Below are 15,979 nucleotides of genomic sequence, written 5' to 3'. Positions count from 1 at the left end.
GAAAACACCATGCAGAAACAGATCGTCCTGGTCACCGGCGCGGGCACCGGCATCGGCAGGCTCACGGCTCTCTCGCTGGCGCAGGCCGGCCACATCGTCTATGCGTCGATGCGCGACATCGCCGGCCGCAACGCCGGCCGCGCCGCCGAGCTGCGCGCGCTGGCCGCGGCGCAGGACATTCAGCTGCACCCGCTGGAGCTCGACGTGCTCTCGCAGCCATCGGCCGATGCCGCCGCCGCGACCATCGTGCGCGAGCAGGGCCACCTCGACGTGGTGATGCAGAACGCCGGCCACCTCGTGGTCGGCCCCACCGAGGCCTTCACGCCCGAGGACATCATGAAGGTGTTCGACACCAACGTGCTCGGCGCCCAGCGCGTGAACCGCGCGGTGCTGCCGTACCTGCGCAGGCAGGAGTCGGGGCTGATGCTGTGGATCAGCAGCACCACCACCAAGGGCGGCTTTCCGCCGTTCATGGGGCCCTATGGCGCGGCCAAGGCGGCGATGGATTCGCTGGCCGTGACGCTGGCCTACGAGATCGCGCGTTTCGGCATCGAGACCTCCATCGTCGTGCCCGGCGCCTTCACCCAGGGCACCGACCACTTCCCCAGCGCGGGCAAGCCGGCCGACGCGGCAACCGCATCCGCCTATGCCCGCTACGACGGCGTGATGGACCAGATCGGCGAACGCCTGTCGGCCCTCACGCCCGCCAACGCCGACCCGCAGGCGGTGGCCGACGACATCGTTCGCATCGTGGGCTTGCCCGCAGGCACGCGGCCGATGCGCTCGCTGATCGACTTCGTGGGCGACGGCGCGGCGGAGGTGTTCGAGGTGTCGGAGCGCGTGCGCATCGCGTTCGCCAGGCGCATCGGCATGGGCGACCTGCTGGAGGCCAGGGTGCGACGCTAGCCACTAGCCGCTAACCGCAGGCCATCAAAAAACGGCGTCACAAAAGACGCGTCGGTCTTCCTGTCCAATAGCGCCCATGGAAAACCAACCCGACGCCCTTGCCGAACGCGTGACCGAGCTCGAGATCAAGTCGAGCTACGCCGAAGACCTGCTCGACCAGCTGAACATGACGATCTACCGCCAGCAGCAGCAGATCGACCGGCTGATCCTGCATGTCACGCAGCTTCGCGAGCAGAGCGCGAACGCGATGCAGGACGGCGCGGGGGGCAGTCCGCGCGACGAGTTGCCGCCTCATTACTGAGTGGCTGCACGGAGAATTTGTCTGAGGGCATCGGCGTGTTGGCCCCTGAACCCGCGACGACGAATCAGCCGTGCGAATGCCAGAGCACCGCGAAGAAGTGGCAGGTGCTACCAGCCAGCACGAACAGGTGCCACACCGAATGCGCGAAGCGCACCTTGTTGTCGAACAGGAACACCACGGCGCCCGCCGTGTAGAACAGCCCGCCGGCCACCAGCCAGCCCAGCCCCGCCGCCGACATGCGCTCGTACAGCGGCACAGCCGCCATCAGCGCCATCCAGCCCATGGCCACGTACAGGCCGGTCGACCACAGCGGGTGCTGCAGCCGGTTGAACAGCTTGGCGCTCACGCCCAGCACCGCCGCCGCGCAGATGGCGCCGAACAAGGTCCAGCCCAGCGGCCCGCGCAGCACGCCGAACAGGAAGGGCATGTAGCTGCCCGCGATGAACAGGTAGATGGCCGCATGGTCCAGCCGGTTGAACCAGGCCTTGGCCCGGCCCATGGGCAGCGCGTGGTACAGCGTGGAAATCAGGTACAGCACGATGGCCGTGCCCGCGAACAGGCAGGCGCCGACCACGCCCGCGGCCTGGCCCTGGTGCGCCGCGCTGTAGACCAGGATGGGCAGGGCCGCGATGGCCAGCGCCAGGCCCAGGCCGTGGCTGAGCGCGTTGAAAAGCTCTTCCATCGCCGTCTGGTCGCGTGCCGCCAGGACGGCGGCGCGGGGCGGGCTTTGCGTGTGCGAACGGGTTGTCATCGGTACCTCCTGCGAATGGGGTGGATGTGGCGTGCGGGCTTGCAAGAAGCGCACCGCGCGCCCGGTTTGATCGACCTGTTGAAGACCTGTTTGAGCGACCTTCTACTTGACCTGCTGCTTGCCCAGCTTGCGCGCCAGCGTGCGCCGGTGCATGCCGAGCCTGCGCGCGGTCTCCGAGATGTTGAAGCCGGTCTCGGCCAGCGTTTCGTGAATGCGCTCCCATTCGAGCGTCTTGATCGAGGTCGAGCGGTTGGTCAGCTCCACCTCGGTGGTGCCGGCCGCGCGGCCGAAGGCGGCCTCGATGTCGTCCGTGTTCGACGGCTTGGCCAGGTAGTGGCAGGCGCCCAGCTTGATGGCCTCCACCGCGGTCGCGATGCTGGCGAAGCCCGTGAGCACCACGATCAGCATCTTCGGGTTGTGCTGGTGCAGCATCTGCACGCAGGCCAGGCCCGAGGCCTCGCCGTTGAGCTTCAGGTCGACCACGGCATAGCCCGGCGAGCCGGCGGCCAGCAGCGCCTCCACCTCCGCGAGGTTGCTCGCCTGTTTCACGCCGTAGCCGCGGCGCTCGAAGGAGCGGCCGAGCGCGCGCGCGAAGGCGTCGTCGTCCTCGACGATCAGCAACTGGCGCTCAGCTTCGGTTTCTGTCATGGCCTTCCGATTCGATGGTTCCGTCCTGCGGGAGGGCGTCGTCGCCGATGTAGGCGACGTCCTCGTCCTCCACTTCTTCTTCCTCGAGCACGATCGCCGCCAGGGGCAGCGTGATCTTCACGATGGCACCGCCCTCGGGCCGGTTCAGCGCCGCCACGCGCCCGCCCACGGTGCGCGCCACGTTGACGACCAGGAACAGCCCCAGGCCGCCGCCGGGGCGGCCCTTGCTCGACTGGTAGGGTTTGCCGAACTCCTTCAGGATGGCCGGCAGGAAGCCGGGGCCCGCGTCCGTGACCGTGATCGTCAGCGTGTCGGCGTCGTGCGCCGCTTCCAGACGCAGCCAGTGCGGCGACGCCTCCAGCGCATTGTCGAGGACGTTGCAGATCATCTGCTTGAGCGCCGAGTCGGAAACCATGGGCAGGTCCCGGCCAAAGCGGTTGTCGTACTCGAAGTCCTCGATGGGGCGGGTGGTGCGCCACTCCTGCACCAGGTCGTCCAGGAAGGTGCTGACGGTGGTTTCCTCGGACGACTCGCCGCGCGCCTCGCCGGCGGACAGCAGGATGCCGCTCACGATGCTCTTGCAGCGCTGGATCTGCAGCTCCATCTCGGCCACCTCGGTGAGCAGCTCGGGGTCGGAGTTGAAGTGCGGCAGCCGGCGCCAGTCGCCCAGGATCACGGCCAGCGTGGCCAGCGGCGTGCCCAGCTCGTGCGCGGCGCCCGAAGCCAGCAGGCCCATGCGCACGATGTGTTCTTCTTCGGAGGCGCGCTGGCGCAGGTCGGCCAGCCGCGCGTCGCGCGCGCGCAGGTTGCGGCTGATGCGGGTGATGAAGATCACCAGCAGCGCCGCGTTCAGCGCGAAGCACACCAGCATGCCCTGCACGTAGGGGCTCGCCAGGCCGCGGTGGTGGTCCAGCGGCAGCGCCAGCGGGCGCGAGAACAGCGCCAGCAGCGCAAAGCACAGGCTGGTGATGACCACGATGGTCCAGGTCGACCAGGGCTTGAGCAGCACCGCGCCCAGCGTCACCTGCAGCAGGAACAGGAAGACGAACGGGTTGGTCGCGCCGCCGCTCAGGTAGAGCTGCGCGGTGAGCGTGGCCACGTCGATCAGCAGCGCCAGGAACAGCTCGCCGTTGGTCACGCGCCGCGGGCTGCGCGAGCGCCACAGGCTGACCATGTTGAACAGCGCCAGGCAGGTCAGCACCTGCAGCATGTGGTCCAGCGGCAGCCGGATGGCGAAACCGTAGTGCACCAGCAGGATCGTGACCACCTGCCCGACCACGGCGAACCAGCGCAGCTGGATCAGCTGCAGCATGTTCTGGTGGCCGGTGGCGTTGTCCAGGTTGGCGAACCCGACGCGGGGCGCGTGCAGCTCGCCCGCGACCGCTTCGGTCGTGGCGAACATCTTGGGTGGGGTGGGCGTCGGCATGAGCTGCATTTTCGCCGCACCCGAAGCGCTCACTCGGTGGCGCCCGGCTGTCGCGCTCGGCGCTTCTCGTCGCGCCAGACGAACCAGGCCGCGCCCAGCACCATCAGCGCCAGGCCGTACCAGGTGAAGGCGTACACGGCGTGGCTGTTGGGAAAGGCGATGACCGTCAGGCCGCCGGCGGGCCAGGCGGGGGTGTCGGCAGTGGCAGCTGGCTGCGTTGGCTGTGCCGACTGTGCCGACTGTGCCGACAGTATAGGTGCCGCCTCGGCGTCGATGAAGTAGGGTGCCACGTTGCCCAGGCCGCGCGCCGCGGCAATGGCCTGCACGTCGCGCGAGAACCAGCGGTCGGCCGCCGGGTCGTTCTTGCGCAGGAAGCCGCCCTTGGGCTCGCTCAGGCGCAGCAGGCCGGCCACGGTGGTCTCGCCCTGGGGCTCGGGAGCGGTACGCGCCGCGCGTTCTCGTGCTTCTGGCGGCACGAAGCCCCGGTTGACCAGCACCACGGTGCCGTCGGCGGCCTTCAGCGGGGTCAGCACCCAGAAGCCGGCGCCGAGCCGGGTGCTGGCCTGCACCAGCGTCTCTTTGTCGTGAAGGAAGGTGCCGGTGACGCGAAGGTGCCGGTACTCGTCGTCGGCCGCACTGATGGTGGGCCATTCGGCTTGCCCGGGGGCCGCGGTGGCCGGGGCGTGCACGCGCTGGTCGACGCGGGCGATGAGGTCGAGCTTCCAGGCGCGGCGCTCGACCTGCCAGGTTCCCAGTGCGAAGAACCCGGCGAAGGCAACGGCGGCAAGGACCGCCAGCACCACCCGCGCCGTGCGCGAGGAAGAGGAACGCTGGCGGACTGCCGACGCCGCCATCAGGGCATGTTCTTCATGTCGTGCATGGACGGCATCATGTTGGTGTTCATGTGATACATGACCCACAGCGAGCCGGCCAGCGTGATGACCACGACCACGATGGTGAAGATGAGCGCCAGCAGGTTCCAGCCGCCTTCGGACTTGGCGTCCATGTGCAGGAAGTACACCATGTGCACCACGATCTGCACCACCGCGAACGCGAGGATCACGAGGGCGGTGGTGTTCGGCTTGTCGAACACCTTGGCCATCACCAGCCAGAACGGAATGGCGGTCAGGACCACGGCCAGCACGAAGCCGGTCATGTAGCCCTTGAAGGTGCTGTGGCTCACGGGGCCGTCGTCATGCCCATGGTCGCCGTGGCTGTCGTGGCCATGTGCGCCGTGGCCGGCGTTGTCGATATGCGCGCTCATTGCAGCGATCCCATCAGGTACACGAAGGTGAAGACGCCGATCCAGACCACGTCCAGAAAGTGCCAGAACATCGACAGGCACATCAGGCGGCGGCGGTTGGCGGCGGTGAAGCCGTGCTTGGGCAGCTGGAACATCAGCACGATGAGCCAGACGATGCCGAAGGTCACGTGCAGGCCGTGGGTGCCCACCAGCGCGAAGAACGACGACAGGAAGGCGCTGCGCTGCGGGCCGGCGCCTTCGTGGATCAGGTGCGCGAACTCGTACAGCTCCAGGCCGATGAAGCCCGCGCCCAGCAGGCCGGTGATGGCCAGCCACACCAGCACGCCGCCCATGCGGCGCTGCTGCATCTGCAGCATCGCGAAGCCGTACGTGATGGACGACAGCAGCAGCAGCGAGGTGTTGATGGCCACCAGCGGCAGGTCGAACAGGTCGGCGCCCGAAGGGCCGGCCGCGTAGCTGCGGCCCAGCACGCCGTACACCGCGAACAGGCACGCGAAGATCAGGCAGTCGCTCATCAGGTAGAGCCAGAACCCCAGCAGGGTTCCGTTCTCCGGATGGTGGTCTTCGTTGCGGACGTTGAACAGCTCGAACGTGGGCACGCTCGAGGCGTTGCCCACGGTGTTCGTGTGGGCGGAGGAGGGGAGGGCGGTGATGTTAGACATGGGCGGCCAGGAGGCGCGTGCGCGCGTCTTCGGTACGAACGACTTCATCCGTGGGGATGTGGTAGTCGCGCTTGTAATTGAAGGTGTGGACGATGATGGCCACGAGCATGGCGACGAAGCCGATGCCGGCCAGCAGCCACATCTGCCAGATCAGCGCGAAGCCCATCACCGCGCTCAGCGCCGCGATGATGAAGCCGGCGGCCGTGTTCTTGGGCATGTGGATCGGGCTGAAGCCTTCCAGCGGACGCTGGTAGCCGCGGGCCTTCATGTCCGACCAGGCGTCGTTGTCATGAATGCGCGGGGTGAACGCAAAGTTGTAGGCCGGCGGGGGCGACGAGGTCGACCATTCGAGCGTGCGGCCGTCCCACGGGTCGCCCGTGGTGTCGCGCAGCGAGTCGCGGCGGATGTAGCTCACCACCAGCTGGATGATGAACGAGGCGATGCCCAGCGCGATCAGCACGGCGCCGAAGGCGGCGACCTGGAACCAGATCTGCAGCGACATGTCCTGGAAGTGGCTCATGCGGCGCGTGACGCCCATCAGGCCGAGCACGTACAGCGGCATGAAGGCGGTCCAGAAGCCGACGATCCAGAACCAGAACGAGCACTTGCCCCAGAACGGGTCCAGCTTGTAGCCGAAGGCCTTCGGGAACCAGTAGGTGATGCCCGCCAGCATTCCGAACAGCACGCCGCCGATGATCACGTTGTGGAAGTGGGCGATCAGGAACAGGCTGTTGTGCAGCACGAAGTCGGCCGGGGGAACGGCCAGCAGCACGCCGGTCATGCCGCCGAACACGAAGGTGATCATGAAGCCGATGGTCCACATCATGGGCAGCTCGAACCGGATGCGGCCGCGGTACATGGTGAACAGCCAGTTGAAGATCTTCGCGCCCGTGGGGATCGAGATGATCATCGTCGTGATGCCGAAGAACGAGTTCACGCTGGCGCCGGAGCCCATGGTGAAGAAGTGGTGCAGCCACACGAGGTACGACAGGATGGTGATCACCACCGTGGCGTACACCATCGAGGCGTAGCCGAACAGGCGCTTGCCGGAGAAGGTGGAGACCACTTCCGAGAAGATGCCGAAGGCCGGCAGGATCAGGATGTACACCTCGGGGTGGCCCCAGATCCAGATCAGGTTCACGTACATCATGGCGTTGCCGCCCATGTCGTTCGTGAAGAAGTTCGTGCCGACGTAGCGGTCCAGCGACAGCAGGGCCAGCACGGCGGTCAGCACCGGGAAGGCGGCAACGATCAGCACGTTGGTGCACAGGGCGGTCCAGGTGAAGACGGGCATCTTCATCATGGTCATGCCGGGTGCGCGCATCTTCACGATGGTTGCCAGCAGGTTCACGCCAGAGAGCAGCGTGCCCACCCCCGCTATCTGCAACGACCATATGTAGTAGTCGACCCCCACGTCGGGGCTGAAGATGATGCCCGAGAGCGGCGGGTACGCCAGCCAGCCGGTCTTGGCGAACTCGCCCACGAACAGCGACGCCATCACGAGGCCGGCGCCGAAGGTGGTCATCCAGAAGCTGAAGTTGTTCAGGAACGGGAAGGCCACGTCGCGCGCGCCGATCTGCAGCGGCACCACGAAGTTCATGAGGCCCGTGACCAGCGGCATCGCCACGAAGAAGATCATGATCACGCCGTGGGCGGTGAAGACTTGGTCGTAGTGGTGCGGCGGCAGGAAGCCGGCGTTGTCGCCGAAGGCCATCGCCTGCTGGGCGCGCATCATCAGTGCGTCGGCAAAGCCGCGCAGCAGCATCACCAGGCCCAGGATGATGTACATGATGCCGATCTTCTTGTGGTCGATGCTGGTGATCCAGTCACGCCACAGCGGGCCCCACAGCTTGAAGTAGGTGAGCGCGGCCAGGACGGCGATGCCGCCCAGCACCACGCCGGCAAATGTCGCGAGCAGGATGGGCTCGTGCAGGGGAATCGCCTCCAGTGAGAGGCGACCGAAGACCAGCTTCGTGAGGTCGAGGTGTTCGAGCATCGTTATTCTTCGGTGGTGCACATCGCCGTGACGTACTTGCGCTTGGGCGAATTGATGTTGTCGGGCTGCCAGGCTTGCATGGTGGCCACGTTGAAGGCGCCGGGCTTGCCCAGTCCGCCGTCGGCGTCGATGGCCATCATCTGCTTCATGCACATCTTGCTGCTGTCGACGCAGCGGTTCAGGATGGCTTCGTACAGGTCGGGTGCCACGGTGGCGTAGTGGCGCACCGGCTCGCGCTCGCTGGGCGCTTCCAGCTTCTGGTACAGGGCGCGGTCGAGGCCGCCTTCCTTGTTGCTCTTGACCTTCTCGACCCACTGGTCGAAGTCGCCGTGGCTCAGGCCGTGGAACTTGAAGCGCATGCCCGAGAAGCCCGCGCCGCTGTAGTTGGCGGAGAAGCCGTCGAACTCACCCGGCTTGTTGATCACCGCGTTCAGCTTGGTCTGCATGCCCGGCATGGCGTAGATCTGGCCGGCCAGCGCGGGAATGAAGAAGGAGTTCATCACCGAGGAGGCCGTGATCTTGAACTCGATCGGGCGGTCCACCGGGGCCGCCAGCTCGTTCACCGTGGCAATGCCCTGCTCGGGGTAGATGAAGAGCCACTTCCAGTCGAGCGCCACCACTTCGACCACCAGCGGCTTGGTGTCCGCGGGAATGGCGCGCTGGGCGTCGATGCGGCGCAGCGGCTGGTACGGGTCCAGCGTGTGGGTGCTGATCCAGGTGATCGCGCCGAGCGCGATGATGATGAGCAGCGGCGCCGCCCAGATCGCCAGCTCGAGCTGCGTGGAGTGGTCCCAGTCGGGGCTGTAGACCGCCTCCTTGTTCGACTGGCGGTAGCGCCACGCGAACAGGATGGTCAGGGCGACCACCGGGATGATGATGATCAGCATCAGCACGGTGGAGACGACGATGAGTCGTCCCTGCTGATGGGCGATGTCGCCGGAGGGGTTCATCAACACCGTGTTGCAGCCGGCCAGGAGGACGACTGGAAGCAGCAGGAGTGATCGGCGAAGGTTCTTTAGGATGTGCATGCCGTGGGGAAAAGAGGTGCGAGGTCGGCGCAAAATGACCCCACAATCTACGCCGTGAGACGGGTTTTGCCTATTGGACGTTTTGTCCTATGGCGGTAAACGTGTTTCAGTGCGACGCTATAGGCTCTCCATGATCTTTTTGTGTCGCGTCCCGGCGTGGCATTCGAATTACAGCAAGCAATGACGACGTCCAGCATCACTCCGCAAGGCGCCCATCCGCTGCCGAGCTCGCCCGAACGCGACGCCCGGCAGATCGACGACCACTCGCACATCGCCCCGGGTGAAATCGCTGTCGGCGTGATCATCGGCCGTGCCTCCGAATACTTCGACTTCTTCGTCTACGGCATTGCCTCGGTGCTGGTGTTCCCGGCCGTGTTCTTCCCGTTCGAGCAGCACCTCGAGGGTGTGCTGTATTCGTTCCTGATCTTCTCCTTCGCCTTCATCGCGCGTCCGTTCGGAACTGTCATCTCGATGGCCATCCAGCGACGTTTCGGGCGCGAGGCCAAGCTCACGCTGGCGCTGTTCGTGCTGGGCACCTCCACGGCCGGCATCGCGTTTTTGCCCGGCTATTCGAGCATCGGCTTCACGGCCATCGTGCTGCTGTCGCTGTTCCGCTTCGGCCAGGGCCTGGCGCTGGGCGGCTCGTGGGACGGCCTGCCCTCGCTGCTGGCGCTAAACGCACCGGCCAACCGCCGCGGCTGGTACGCCATGCTCGGCCAGCTGGGCGCGCCCATCGGCTTCTTCATTGCCAGCGCGCTGTTCGCCTACCTGTACTCCAGCCTCCCCAGCGAAGACTTCCTCGATTGGGGCTGGCGCTACAGCTTCTACGTGGCCTTCGCCATCAACGTGGTCGCGCTGTTCGCCCGGCTGCGCCTGGTGGCCACCGACGACTACTCGCGCCTGCTCGAAGAGCGTGAACTGGAGCCCACCAGCGTCACCGAACTGGTCGGCTCGCAGGGCGGCAACATCCTGATCGGCGCCTTCGCCGCGCTGGCCAGCTACGCGCTGTTCCACCTGATCACCGTGTTCCCGCTGTCGTGGATCACGCTGTACTCCGACCAGTCGGTCACCGAATTCCTGGTCGTGCAGATGATCGGCGCTGTGCTCGGCGCCGCCGGCATCGTGGCCTCGGGCCTGCTGGCCGACCGCATCGGCCGCCGTTTCACGCTGGGCGGCCTGGCCGCGGTGATTGCCGCCTTCAGCGGCTTCGCCCCCACGCTGCTCGACGGCGGCCGTGTCGGGCAGGACATCTTCATCCTGGTGGGCTTCGTGATCCTGGGCCTGTCGTACGGCCAGGCGTCCGGCGCCGTGACTTCCAATTTCGCGCCCAAGTACCGCTACGTCGGCGCCGCCCTGACGGCCGACGTGGCCTGGCTGGTCGGCGCGGCCTTCGCCCCGCTGGTGGCCCTGGGCCTGTCGGCCCACTTCGGCCTGGCCTACGTGAGCGTCTACCTGCTGTCGGGCGCGGTCGCCACGCTGGCCGCGCTGGGTTTGAACCGGGCGCTGGCACGCGACTGAGCCGCCGCTGTCGTTCTGTTTCAATCCAAAGGGGCCTTCAGGCCCCTTTTTCTTTTAGGCCCCTTTTTCATTAGGATGCCCGCATGTTCGCCGCCGCCATCTTCGACATGGACGGGCTGCTGATCGACTCGGAGCGCCCCATCATGGCCGCCTGGATCGACGCCGCCCGCACGCTCGACATCGAGCTTTCGCACAGCCAGTACATGCAGGTCGTGGGGCTGTCCACTTCCGAATCGCAGGCCGTCCTGGCGGCGCTGCTGGGCGGCGACGAGGCGTACCTGCACGCCATCGACCAGGTCCGCCAGCGCCTGCAGCTGGAGCGCTCGGACGGCGAGCCGCTGTTTCCCATCAAGGCCGGCGCGGCCGAGTTCCTGGACGCCTTGCGCGCCCGGGGCATCCGGTGCGCGGTGGCCTCGTCGTCCACCCGCGGGCAGATCCAGGCTTGCCTTGGGAGCCTCGACCTGCTGCACCATTTCTCGGCTTTCGCGGGCGGCGACGAGGTGGCACGGGCCAAGCCCGACCCGGCGCTCTACCTGCTCGCCGCGCAGCGGCTGGAGGTGGCTCCGGCGGACTGCATCGCTTTCGAAGACAGCGAGAACGGCGCCAAGGCCGCGCTGGCCGCCGGCATGCGCGTCGTCGTGGTGCCCGACCTCAAGCACCCGCCCGCGGCCATTGTCGAGCGGGCGTTCCATGTGCTCGAGTCGCTGCACCACGCCGTGCCGCACCTGCCGCTGTGGTTTCCCGCGGAGACCGCGAGGCTGCCGTGATCAAGATCGGCACGCTCTGCCATGTGGTCGACAGCTGCCAGGCGTCGCCTTTCACGGAGCGTGCGGTGGGGCGGATCGTCGAGGTGGTGTCGGCGCCCTACGAGGCACCCAGCGAGCGCTACCTGCCCGGCACCTACTACGACGTGCTGTTCGAAGGCTGGACCTTCTATTGCCGCAGCGACAAGCTCATTCCCATCTCCGATCCCGATGCCGAGGTCGAACGCTGGGAAGACGTCTTCCTGGAAGAGCCGGTGTCAACGCCCGTCGTTCAGAGCACTTCGTCGCGCAACTGTGGAAACACCTTCGACACCTTCGCCAGCAGGTAGTCGCCGTAACGGCCGCTGAAGGCGTGCACGTTGGCGCGGTCCCAGCGCTCGGCGCTGTCGTCGCGCGCCGCAGCGCCCGCCAGCCCCTCGATGCGCTGCACGCGCGCCTCGAAGTTCGGGTCGAAGAACAGCGGAAAAGACAGCCGGTCGTGGCCCGAGGTGTTGCGCTTCACGCGGTGCGGCGTCGACTTGTACAGCCCGCCGGTCATGCGGTCGAGCATGTCGCCGATGTTGCAGACGAAGGAGCCGGCAACGGGCGGCGCGTCGATCCAGCCGCTGGGCGTGTGCACCGCCAGCCCGCCGATGTGGTCCTGGTGCAGCACCGTCAGCAGCCCGTAGTCGGTGTGCTCGCCCACGCCCCACTGCACGTCCAGCCCCTCTGGCACGGGCTGCGAGGGGTAGTTGAACAGGCGGAAAAGAATGAGCGGATCGGCCGTGTAGCGTTCGGCGAAGTAGTTCGCTTGCAGCTCCAGGCTCAGCGCAATGCCCTCCATCAGCCGGTGGCCCAGCTGCGTCACCGCCGCCATGTACGCGAGGATGGTGTCGCGAAACTCCGCCAGCCCGGGCGCATCGGGAAACAGGTTCGGCCCGTGCACCGGCGTCTTTGCCAGCACCAGCGGGTGCGTGGCGGGCAGCTCGGTGCCCAGGTAGAGGCCTTCCTTCCAGTCGGGCCGGCCCGAGGTCAGCTCGCCGCCGAGCGGAAAGTAGCCGCGCCACGCGCGCCCGCCCAGCGCCATGCGCCACTGCATCTTGGTGTCTCCGGGCAGCGCGAAGAAGCGGTGGCTCAGCACCTCGAGCCGCTGCACCAGCGCCGCATCGACGCCGTGGCCCGTCACGTAGAAGAAGCCGTGCGCGCGGCAGGCGGCGCCGATCTGCGCCGCGACGGCGTCGCGCCCGGCCGTGCCCGCCACGAGCGGCGCCACGTCGATGAGGGGGAGGGATGAAGCGGTCATGCGTCTCTTGGGTCTCGCGAGAAGGGCGATCGGATGTCGGACAGGAACTGCTTCGCCCGCGGATGCTGCGGGCGGTTGAAGAAGTCGTCGGGCGTGGCGCGCTCCAGCACCTTGCCTTCGTCCATGAACAGCACGCGGTCGGCCACCTCGCGCGCGAAGCCCATCTCGTGGGTGACGCACACCATGGTCATGCCGTCGCGCGTGAGGTCGCGCATCACCAGCAGCACCTCGCCGACCATCTCGGGGTCGAGCGCGCTGGTGGGCTCGTCGAACAGCATCAGCGGTGGCTCCATCGCGAGCGCGCGCGCGATCGCCACGCGCTGCTGCTGGCCGCCGGAGAGCTCGCTGGGCCACGCGTCTGCCTTGTGCGACAGCCCCACGCGCTGCAGCAGCGCCATCGCGCGCTCGTCGGCCTCCTTGCGCGAGAGGCCGCGCAACTGCATGGGCGCCATCGTGCAGTTCTGCAGCACCGTGAGGTGCGGGAACAGGTTGAACTGCTGGAAGACGAAGCCGATGCGCGAGCGAAAGGCGTTCACGTCCAGCCCCGGCGCGTGGATGTCCTGCCCGTCGACCACGATGCGGCCCGACTGGATGGGCTCCAGCCGGTTGAAGGTGCGGATGAGCGTCGACTTGCCCGAGCCCGAGGGCCCGCACACCACGACGACCTCGCCCTTGTGGATGGTCTCGGTCACGTCGACCAGGGCGTGGTAGCTGCCGTACCACTTGTTGACTTTGTCGAGTTCGATCATGCGGTCACCTTGGCGGTGGCGGTGGAAATGCCGCGGCGCGCGAGCCGGCGTTCGAGCCAGTAGGCGAAGCGCGACAGGCCGAAGCACAGAATGAAATACGTGCCACCCAGGATCAGGTAGATCTGCGCCGGCTTGGTGAACACCTGCGTGTTGATCTGCGTGGCAATGAACGACACCTCGGCCAGCCCGATGATGTAGCCCAGCGAGGTCTCCTTGATGGTCGAGACGAACTGGTTCACCAGCGAGGGCAGCATGCTGCGCAGCGCCTGCGGCAGCACCACAAGGCGCATCGCGCGGCCGTAGCCCAGGCCCAGCGCGCGGGCCGTTTCCATCTGCCCGCGCGGCAGGCCCTGGATGCCGGCGCGCACGATTTCCGCGAGGTAGGCCGCATCGAAGATGACCAGCGCGATCAGCATGGTGGTGAACTGGTCGGTCTTCACGCCGGTGACGCTGGGCAGGAAGAAGTAGGCCCAGAAGATCACCATCAGGAGCGGCAGGCCGCGCACCACGAACACGAAGCCCGTGACCGGCCAGCGCAGCCAGCGCCACGGGCTCGTGCGCGCCAGGCCCAGCGCGATGCCTAGCGGCAGCGCCAGCACCAGCCCGCAGGAGGCCAGCAGCAGCGTGAGCACCAGCCCGCCGAGCGGGCCGTTGGGGTACTGCCCGATGAAGAAGTAGACCCAGTAGTCGTTGATGATCTGAAGCATGGTGTGGCCGCCCTCAGACCGTTCGCACGGGGAAGCGGTGGTGGTACCAGGTCGCCAGCCCCGTGATGGCCAGCGACACCGTCAGGTAGGCCGCGCTCGCGAACGCGAAGGACTCGAAGCTGCGAAACGTCGCGCTCTCCACTTGCCCGGCCTGGTACATCAGCTCGGCCACGCCGATGACGGTGGCGATGGAGGTGTTCTTCCACAGGCTCAGCGTCTGCGAGATGAGCGGCGGCACCGTCACCCGCAGCGCCTGCGGCAGCACCACGCGGCGCATGGTCGCGAGGTAGCTGAAGCCCATCGCGCGGCCGGCCTCGAACTGCACCGTGGGAATCGCGCGGATGCCGCTGCGTATGTCTTCGGCCATGAACGCGGCGGTGTAGAGCGCCAGCGCGATGATGGCGCTGTAGGCCTCGATGTGGCCCGCGTAGAGCCACTGCTTGATGCCCTCGGGCAGCAGCTCGGGCGCGCCGAAGTACCAGAACAGCATGTGCGCGAGCAGCGGAATGTTGCGGATCGACTCCACGTACGCAAAGCCGAGCCAGCGCAGCGGCGCGAAGGGCGACAGCCGCAGCATGGCCACCACCAGCGCCAGCGGCAGGGCCAGCACCAGCGCGGCCACGAGCAGCTGCAGCGACAGCAGCAGGCCCGCGACCAGCATGTCGTGGTACTTGCCGGTGAGCAGCAAGGAATAGTCGAACAGGGGCATGGGGGGCGACAGTATCACTGCCCGCAAGGGGGCGGCGGCGCTTGTTGGAGTGCGGCGCTCATGCGAAGGCCGCTTGCCCCCATCCCGGCCTTCCCCCAGAGGGGGAAGGAGCGAGGCGGCGGCTTGGTTTTTCTCCCTCCCCCGCTGGGGGAGGGTTGGGGTGGGGGCACGTCGGCGCTTGCCTAAGCGCGGCGCTCAATCGAACGCCGCTTGCCCCCATCCCGGCCTTCCCCCGGAAGGGGAAGGAGCAAGGCTGGAACCCGCTCAGTCGATCTTGTCGCTGTCGAGCTTGAAGTCGCGCGTCTCGAAGCCCGAGGCCGTCGTCGGGCCGTACCACTTCACGAAGATCTTCTGCGCCTCGCCCGACTTCTCGAGCTCGCGCAGCGTGTCGTCCACCACCGCCTTCAGGCCGCTCTCGCCTTTCTTGATGCCGATGGCCAGCGCCTCGGTGCTCAGGTTCTGCTTGAGCACCACGTACTGCGCCTTCTGCGGGCCCAGCTTGGCGTAGCTGCGCAGCAGCGCGGCCTCGTCGTCCACGTAGCCCACGCCCTTGCCCTGCTGCAGCGCCTGGAAGGCCTGCTGGCTGGTGTCGAAGGTCACGACCTCGACGTTGGGCACCGCCTTGCGGATGTTCGGCTCCTGCGTGCCGCCGCGGATGGTCAGCACCTTCTTGCCCGCGAGCTGCGACACCTCGCCGATGCCGCTGTCCTTCTTCACGATAGCCTTCTGGCCGGTCACGAAGGTGGTGAGCGAGAAGTCGATCTGCGCCTCGCGCTCCTTGTTGTGCGTGAGGCCGGCGGCCACCAGGTCCACGTGGCCCTGCTGCAGCTCGGGAATGCGCGCGGCCACCGCGATCTGCTTGAGCACCGGCTTCACGCCGATCTTCTTCGCGATGGCGTTCACCAGGTCGACTTCGTAGCCGACGATCTGGCGCGTCTTCGGGTCGACGAAGGTCGCGGGCTCGTCGGTGCCGAGCACGCCGACGACCAGTTCGCCCTTCTTCTTGATGTCGGCCAGCTGGTCGGCGTGCGCGAGCGTGCCGAACAGCAGGGTGGAAGCGGCCAGGGCCGCGGCAATCAGGTTCAAGCGCATGTTCTTCTCCTTGAGGGATGGCAGGGCGAGACCATATCAATAAAACCGCAGATCATTAAATGGTCAATTCATATATCGACATGTGTGCGTGGCTATGAGCGCGAGGCGGGTGGCGCCGCGGCATTTCGCCTGTGTGGCTGCTGAAGGCGCGGCGGGCGGGCTGGGTTAAATTCGCG

18 protein-coding genes are annotated in these 15,979 nt (G+C 67.1%); 5 read left to right on the top strand and 13 right to left on the bottom strand.

The features are described from left to right. The first annotated feature begins 9 nt into the window (after positions 1-9). Positions 10-906 (top strand): SDR family NAD(P)-dependent oxidoreductase, encoded by an 897-nt coding sequence (locus QTI51_RS24865; RefSeq protein ID WP_116910908.1) that lies wholly within the window; start codon positions 10-12, stop codon positions 904-906. 76 nt (positions 907-982) lie between these two features. After that, positions 983-1,207, top strand: a complete 225-nt coding sequence (locus QTI51_RS24860; RefSeq protein ID WP_116910909.1) for a SlyX family protein — start codon at positions 983-985, stop codon at positions 1,205-1,207. Between the two features lie 64 nt (positions 1,208-1,271). Here QTI51_RS24860 and trhA read toward each other — a convergent pair whose 3' ends face one another. The 8 genes from trhA to cyoA all read right to left on the bottom strand — a co-directional run bounded on the left by trhA (position 1,272) and on the right by cyoA (position 8,982). Continuing rightward, positions 1,272-1,958, bottom strand: a complete 687-nt coding sequence (gene trhA, locus QTI51_RS24855) for a PAQR family membrane homeostasis protein TrhA (protein ID WP_116910910.1) — start codon at positions 1,956-1,958, stop codon at positions 1,272-1,274. Between the two features lie 102 nt (positions 1,959-2,060). Further along, complete coding sequence (locus QTI51_RS24850) at positions 2,061-2,606, bottom strand: response regulator transcription factor (RefSeq protein ID WP_116910911.1); 546 nt, start codon at positions 2,604-2,606, stop codon at positions 2,061-2,063. Next, a complete protein-coding gene (locus QTI51_RS24845) occupies positions 2,587-4,008 on the bottom strand; it encodes an ATP-binding protein (protein ID WP_116911114.1) in 1,422 nt (473 codons plus the stop codon). The genes QTI51_RS24850 and QTI51_RS24845 overlap by 20 nt, the downstream gene beginning before the upstream one ends. A gap of 53 nt (positions 4,009-4,061) precedes the next feature. Further along, on the bottom strand, positions 4,062-4,886 hold the full coding sequence (locus tag QTI51_RS24840) for an SURF1 family protein (protein ID WP_116910912.1): 825 nt from the start codon (positions 4,884-4,886) through the stop codon (positions 4,062-4,064). Beyond that, positions 4,886-5,296, bottom strand: coding sequence for a cytochrome o ubiquinol oxidase subunit IV (cyoD, locus tag QTI51_RS24835; RefSeq protein ID WP_207786741.1), 411 nt, complete (start codon positions 5,294-5,296; stop codon positions 4,886-4,888). The genes QTI51_RS24840 and cyoD overlap by 1 nt, the downstream gene beginning before the upstream one ends. After that, complete coding sequence (gene cyoC / locus QTI51_RS24830) at positions 5,293-5,958, bottom strand: cytochrome o ubiquinol oxidase subunit III (protein WP_116911116.1); 666 nt, start codon at positions 5,956-5,958, stop codon at positions 5,293-5,295. The genes cyoD and cyoC overlap by 4 nt, the downstream gene beginning before the upstream one ends. After that, a complete protein-coding gene (cyoB, locus tag QTI51_RS24825) occupies positions 5,951-7,954 on the bottom strand; it encodes a cytochrome o ubiquinol oxidase subunit I (protein ID WP_116910913.1) in 2,004 nt (667 codons plus the stop codon). The genes cyoC and cyoB overlap by 8 nt, the downstream gene beginning before the upstream one ends. Before the next feature lie 2 nt (positions 7,955-7,956). Then, a complete protein-coding gene (cyoA, locus tag QTI51_RS24820) occupies positions 7,957-8,982 on the bottom strand; it encodes a ubiquinol oxidase subunit II (RefSeq protein WP_116910914.1) in 1,026 nt (341 codons plus the stop codon). A gap of 180 nt (positions 8,983-9,162) precedes the next feature. On the opposite strand from cyoA, the gene QTI51_RS24815 reads away from it, so the two are divergent. The 3 genes from QTI51_RS24815 (at position 9,163) to QTI51_RS24805 (ending at position 11,593) form a co-directional block, all read left to right on the top strand. After that, positions 9,163-10,500, top strand: coding sequence for an MFS transporter (locus QTI51_RS24815; protein WP_116910915.1), 1,338 nt, complete (start codon positions 9,163-9,165; stop codon positions 10,498-10,500). Between the two features lie 83 nt (positions 10,501-10,583). Further along, positions 10,584-11,267, top strand: coding sequence for an HAD family hydrolase (locus QTI51_RS24810; protein WP_116910916.1), 684 nt, complete (start codon positions 10,584-10,586; stop codon positions 11,265-11,267). Beyond that, positions 11,264-11,593 carry a hypothetical protein gene (locus QTI51_RS24805; RefSeq protein ID WP_116910917.1) on the top strand — a complete coding sequence of 110 codons (330 nt, stop codon included), beginning with the start codon at positions 11,264-11,266 and terminating at the stop codon, positions 11,591-11,593. The genes QTI51_RS24810 and QTI51_RS24805 overlap by 4 nt, the downstream gene beginning before the upstream one ends. Here QTI51_RS24805 and QTI51_RS24800 read toward each other — a convergent pair. The 5 genes from QTI51_RS24800 to QTI51_RS24780 all read right to left on the bottom strand — a co-directional run bounded on the left by QTI51_RS24800 (position 11,536) and on the right by QTI51_RS24780 (position 15,803). Beyond that, on the bottom strand, positions 11,536-12,546 hold the full coding sequence (locus tag QTI51_RS24800; protein ID WP_116910918.1) for an isopenicillin N synthase family dioxygenase: 1,011 nt from the start codon (positions 12,544-12,546) through the stop codon (positions 11,536-11,538). The two genes, QTI51_RS24805 and QTI51_RS24800, sit on opposite strands and share 58 nt — an antisense overlap. After that, the gene (locus tag QTI51_RS24795; RefSeq protein ID WP_116910919.1) at positions 12,543-13,295 is read right to left on the bottom strand and encodes an amino acid ABC transporter ATP-binding protein; all 753 of its coding nucleotides are present in this window, start codon (positions 13,293-13,295) and stop codon (positions 12,543-12,545) included. Before QTI51_RS24795 ends, QTI51_RS24800 begins: the two co-directional genes overlap by 4 nt. Beyond that, positions 13,292-14,002, bottom strand: coding sequence for an amino acid ABC transporter permease (locus QTI51_RS24790; RefSeq protein ID WP_286516309.1), 711 nt, complete (start codon positions 14,000-14,002; stop codon positions 13,292-13,294). Before QTI51_RS24790 ends, QTI51_RS24795 begins: the two co-directional genes overlap by 4 nt. A 13-nt stretch (positions 14,003-14,015) precedes the next feature. Then, the gene (locus QTI51_RS24785; protein WP_116910921.1) at positions 14,016-14,711 is read right to left on the bottom strand and encodes an amino acid ABC transporter permease; all 696 of its coding nucleotides are present in this window, start codon (positions 14,709-14,711) and stop codon (positions 14,016-14,018) included. Positions 14,712-14,975: 264 nt separating this feature from the next. Continuing rightward, positions 14,976-15,803, bottom strand: coding sequence for an ABC transporter substrate-binding protein (locus tag QTI51_RS24780; RefSeq protein WP_286516310.1), 828 nt, complete (start codon positions 15,801-15,803; stop codon positions 14,976-14,978). Positions 15,804-15,979 lie beyond the last annotated feature (176 nt).

Origin of the sequence: Variovorax sp. J22G73, from assembly GCF_030317035.1 — a bacterium.
Classification (GTDB): Bacteria; Pseudomonadota; Gammaproteobacteria; order Burkholderiales; family Burkholderiaceae_C; genus Variovorax.
The sequence above is the reverse complement of the archived record's forward strand: the minus strand, read 5'-3'. Positions and strand labels throughout refer to the sequence as shown.

Coding starts and splice junctions, on each gene's coding strand:
- QTI51_RS24815 (WP_116910915.1), top strand. CDS start 9,163: ATGACGACGTCCAGCATCACTCCGCAAGGCGCCCATCCGCTGCCGAGC.
- QTI51_RS24790 (WP_286516309.1), bottom strand. CDS start 14,002: ATGCTTCAGATCATCAACGACTACTGGGTCTACTTCTTCATCGGGCAG.
- QTI51_RS24860 (WP_116910909.1), top strand. CDS start 983: ATGGAAAACCAACCCGACGCCCTTGCCGAACGCGTGACCGAGCTCGAG.
- QTI51_RS24865 (WP_116910908.1), top strand. CDS start 10: ATGCAGAAACAGATCGTCCTGGTCACCGGCGCGGGCACCGGCATCGGC.
- QTI51_RS24840 (WP_116910912.1), bottom strand. CDS start 4,886: ATGGCGGCGTCGGCAGTCCGCCAGCGTTCCTCTTCCTCGCGCACGGCG.
- QTI51_RS24795 (WP_116910919.1), bottom strand. CDS start 13,295: ATGATCGAACTCGACAAAGTCAACAAGTGGTACGGCAGCTACCACGCC.
- QTI51_RS24785 (WP_116910921.1), bottom strand. CDS start 14,711: ATGCCCCTGTTCGACTATTCCTTGCTGCTCACCGGCAAGTACCACGAC.
- QTI51_RS24810 (WP_116910916.1), top strand. CDS start 10,584: ATGTTCGCCGCCGCCATCTTCGACATGGACGGGCTGCTGATCGACTCG.
- QTI51_RS24845 (WP_116911114.1), bottom strand. CDS start 4,008: ATGTTCGCCACGACCGAAGCGGTCGCGGGCGAGCTGCACGCGCCCCGC.
- QTI51_RS24850 (WP_116910911.1), bottom strand. CDS start 2,606: ATGACAGAAACCGAAGCTGAGCGCCAGTTGCTGATCGTCGAGGACGAC.
- trhA (WP_116910910.1), bottom strand. CDS start 1,958: ATGACAACCCGTTCGCACACGCAAAGCCCGCCCCGCGCCGCCGTCCTG.
- cyoC (WP_116911116.1), bottom strand. CDS start 5,958: ATGTCTAACATCACCGCCCTCCCCTCCTCCGCCCACACGAACACCGTG.
- cyoA (WP_116910914.1), bottom strand. CDS start 8,982: ATGCACATCCTAAAGAACCTTCGCCGATCACTCCTGCTGCTTCCAGTC.
- cyoB (WP_116910913.1), bottom strand. CDS start 7,954: ATGCTCGAACACCTCGACCTCACGAAGCTGGTCTTCGGTCGCCTCTCA.
- QTI51_RS24800 (WP_116910918.1), bottom strand. CDS start 12,546: ATGACCGCTTCATCCCTCCCCCTCATCGACGTGGCGCCGCTCGTGGCG.
- cyoD (WP_207786741.1), bottom strand. CDS start 5,296: ATGAGCGCGCATATCGACAACGCCGGCCACGGCGCACATGGCCACGAC.
- QTI51_RS24780 (WP_286516310.1), bottom strand. CDS start 15,803: ATGCGCTTGAACCTGATTGCCGCGGCCCTGGCCGCTTCCACCCTGCTG.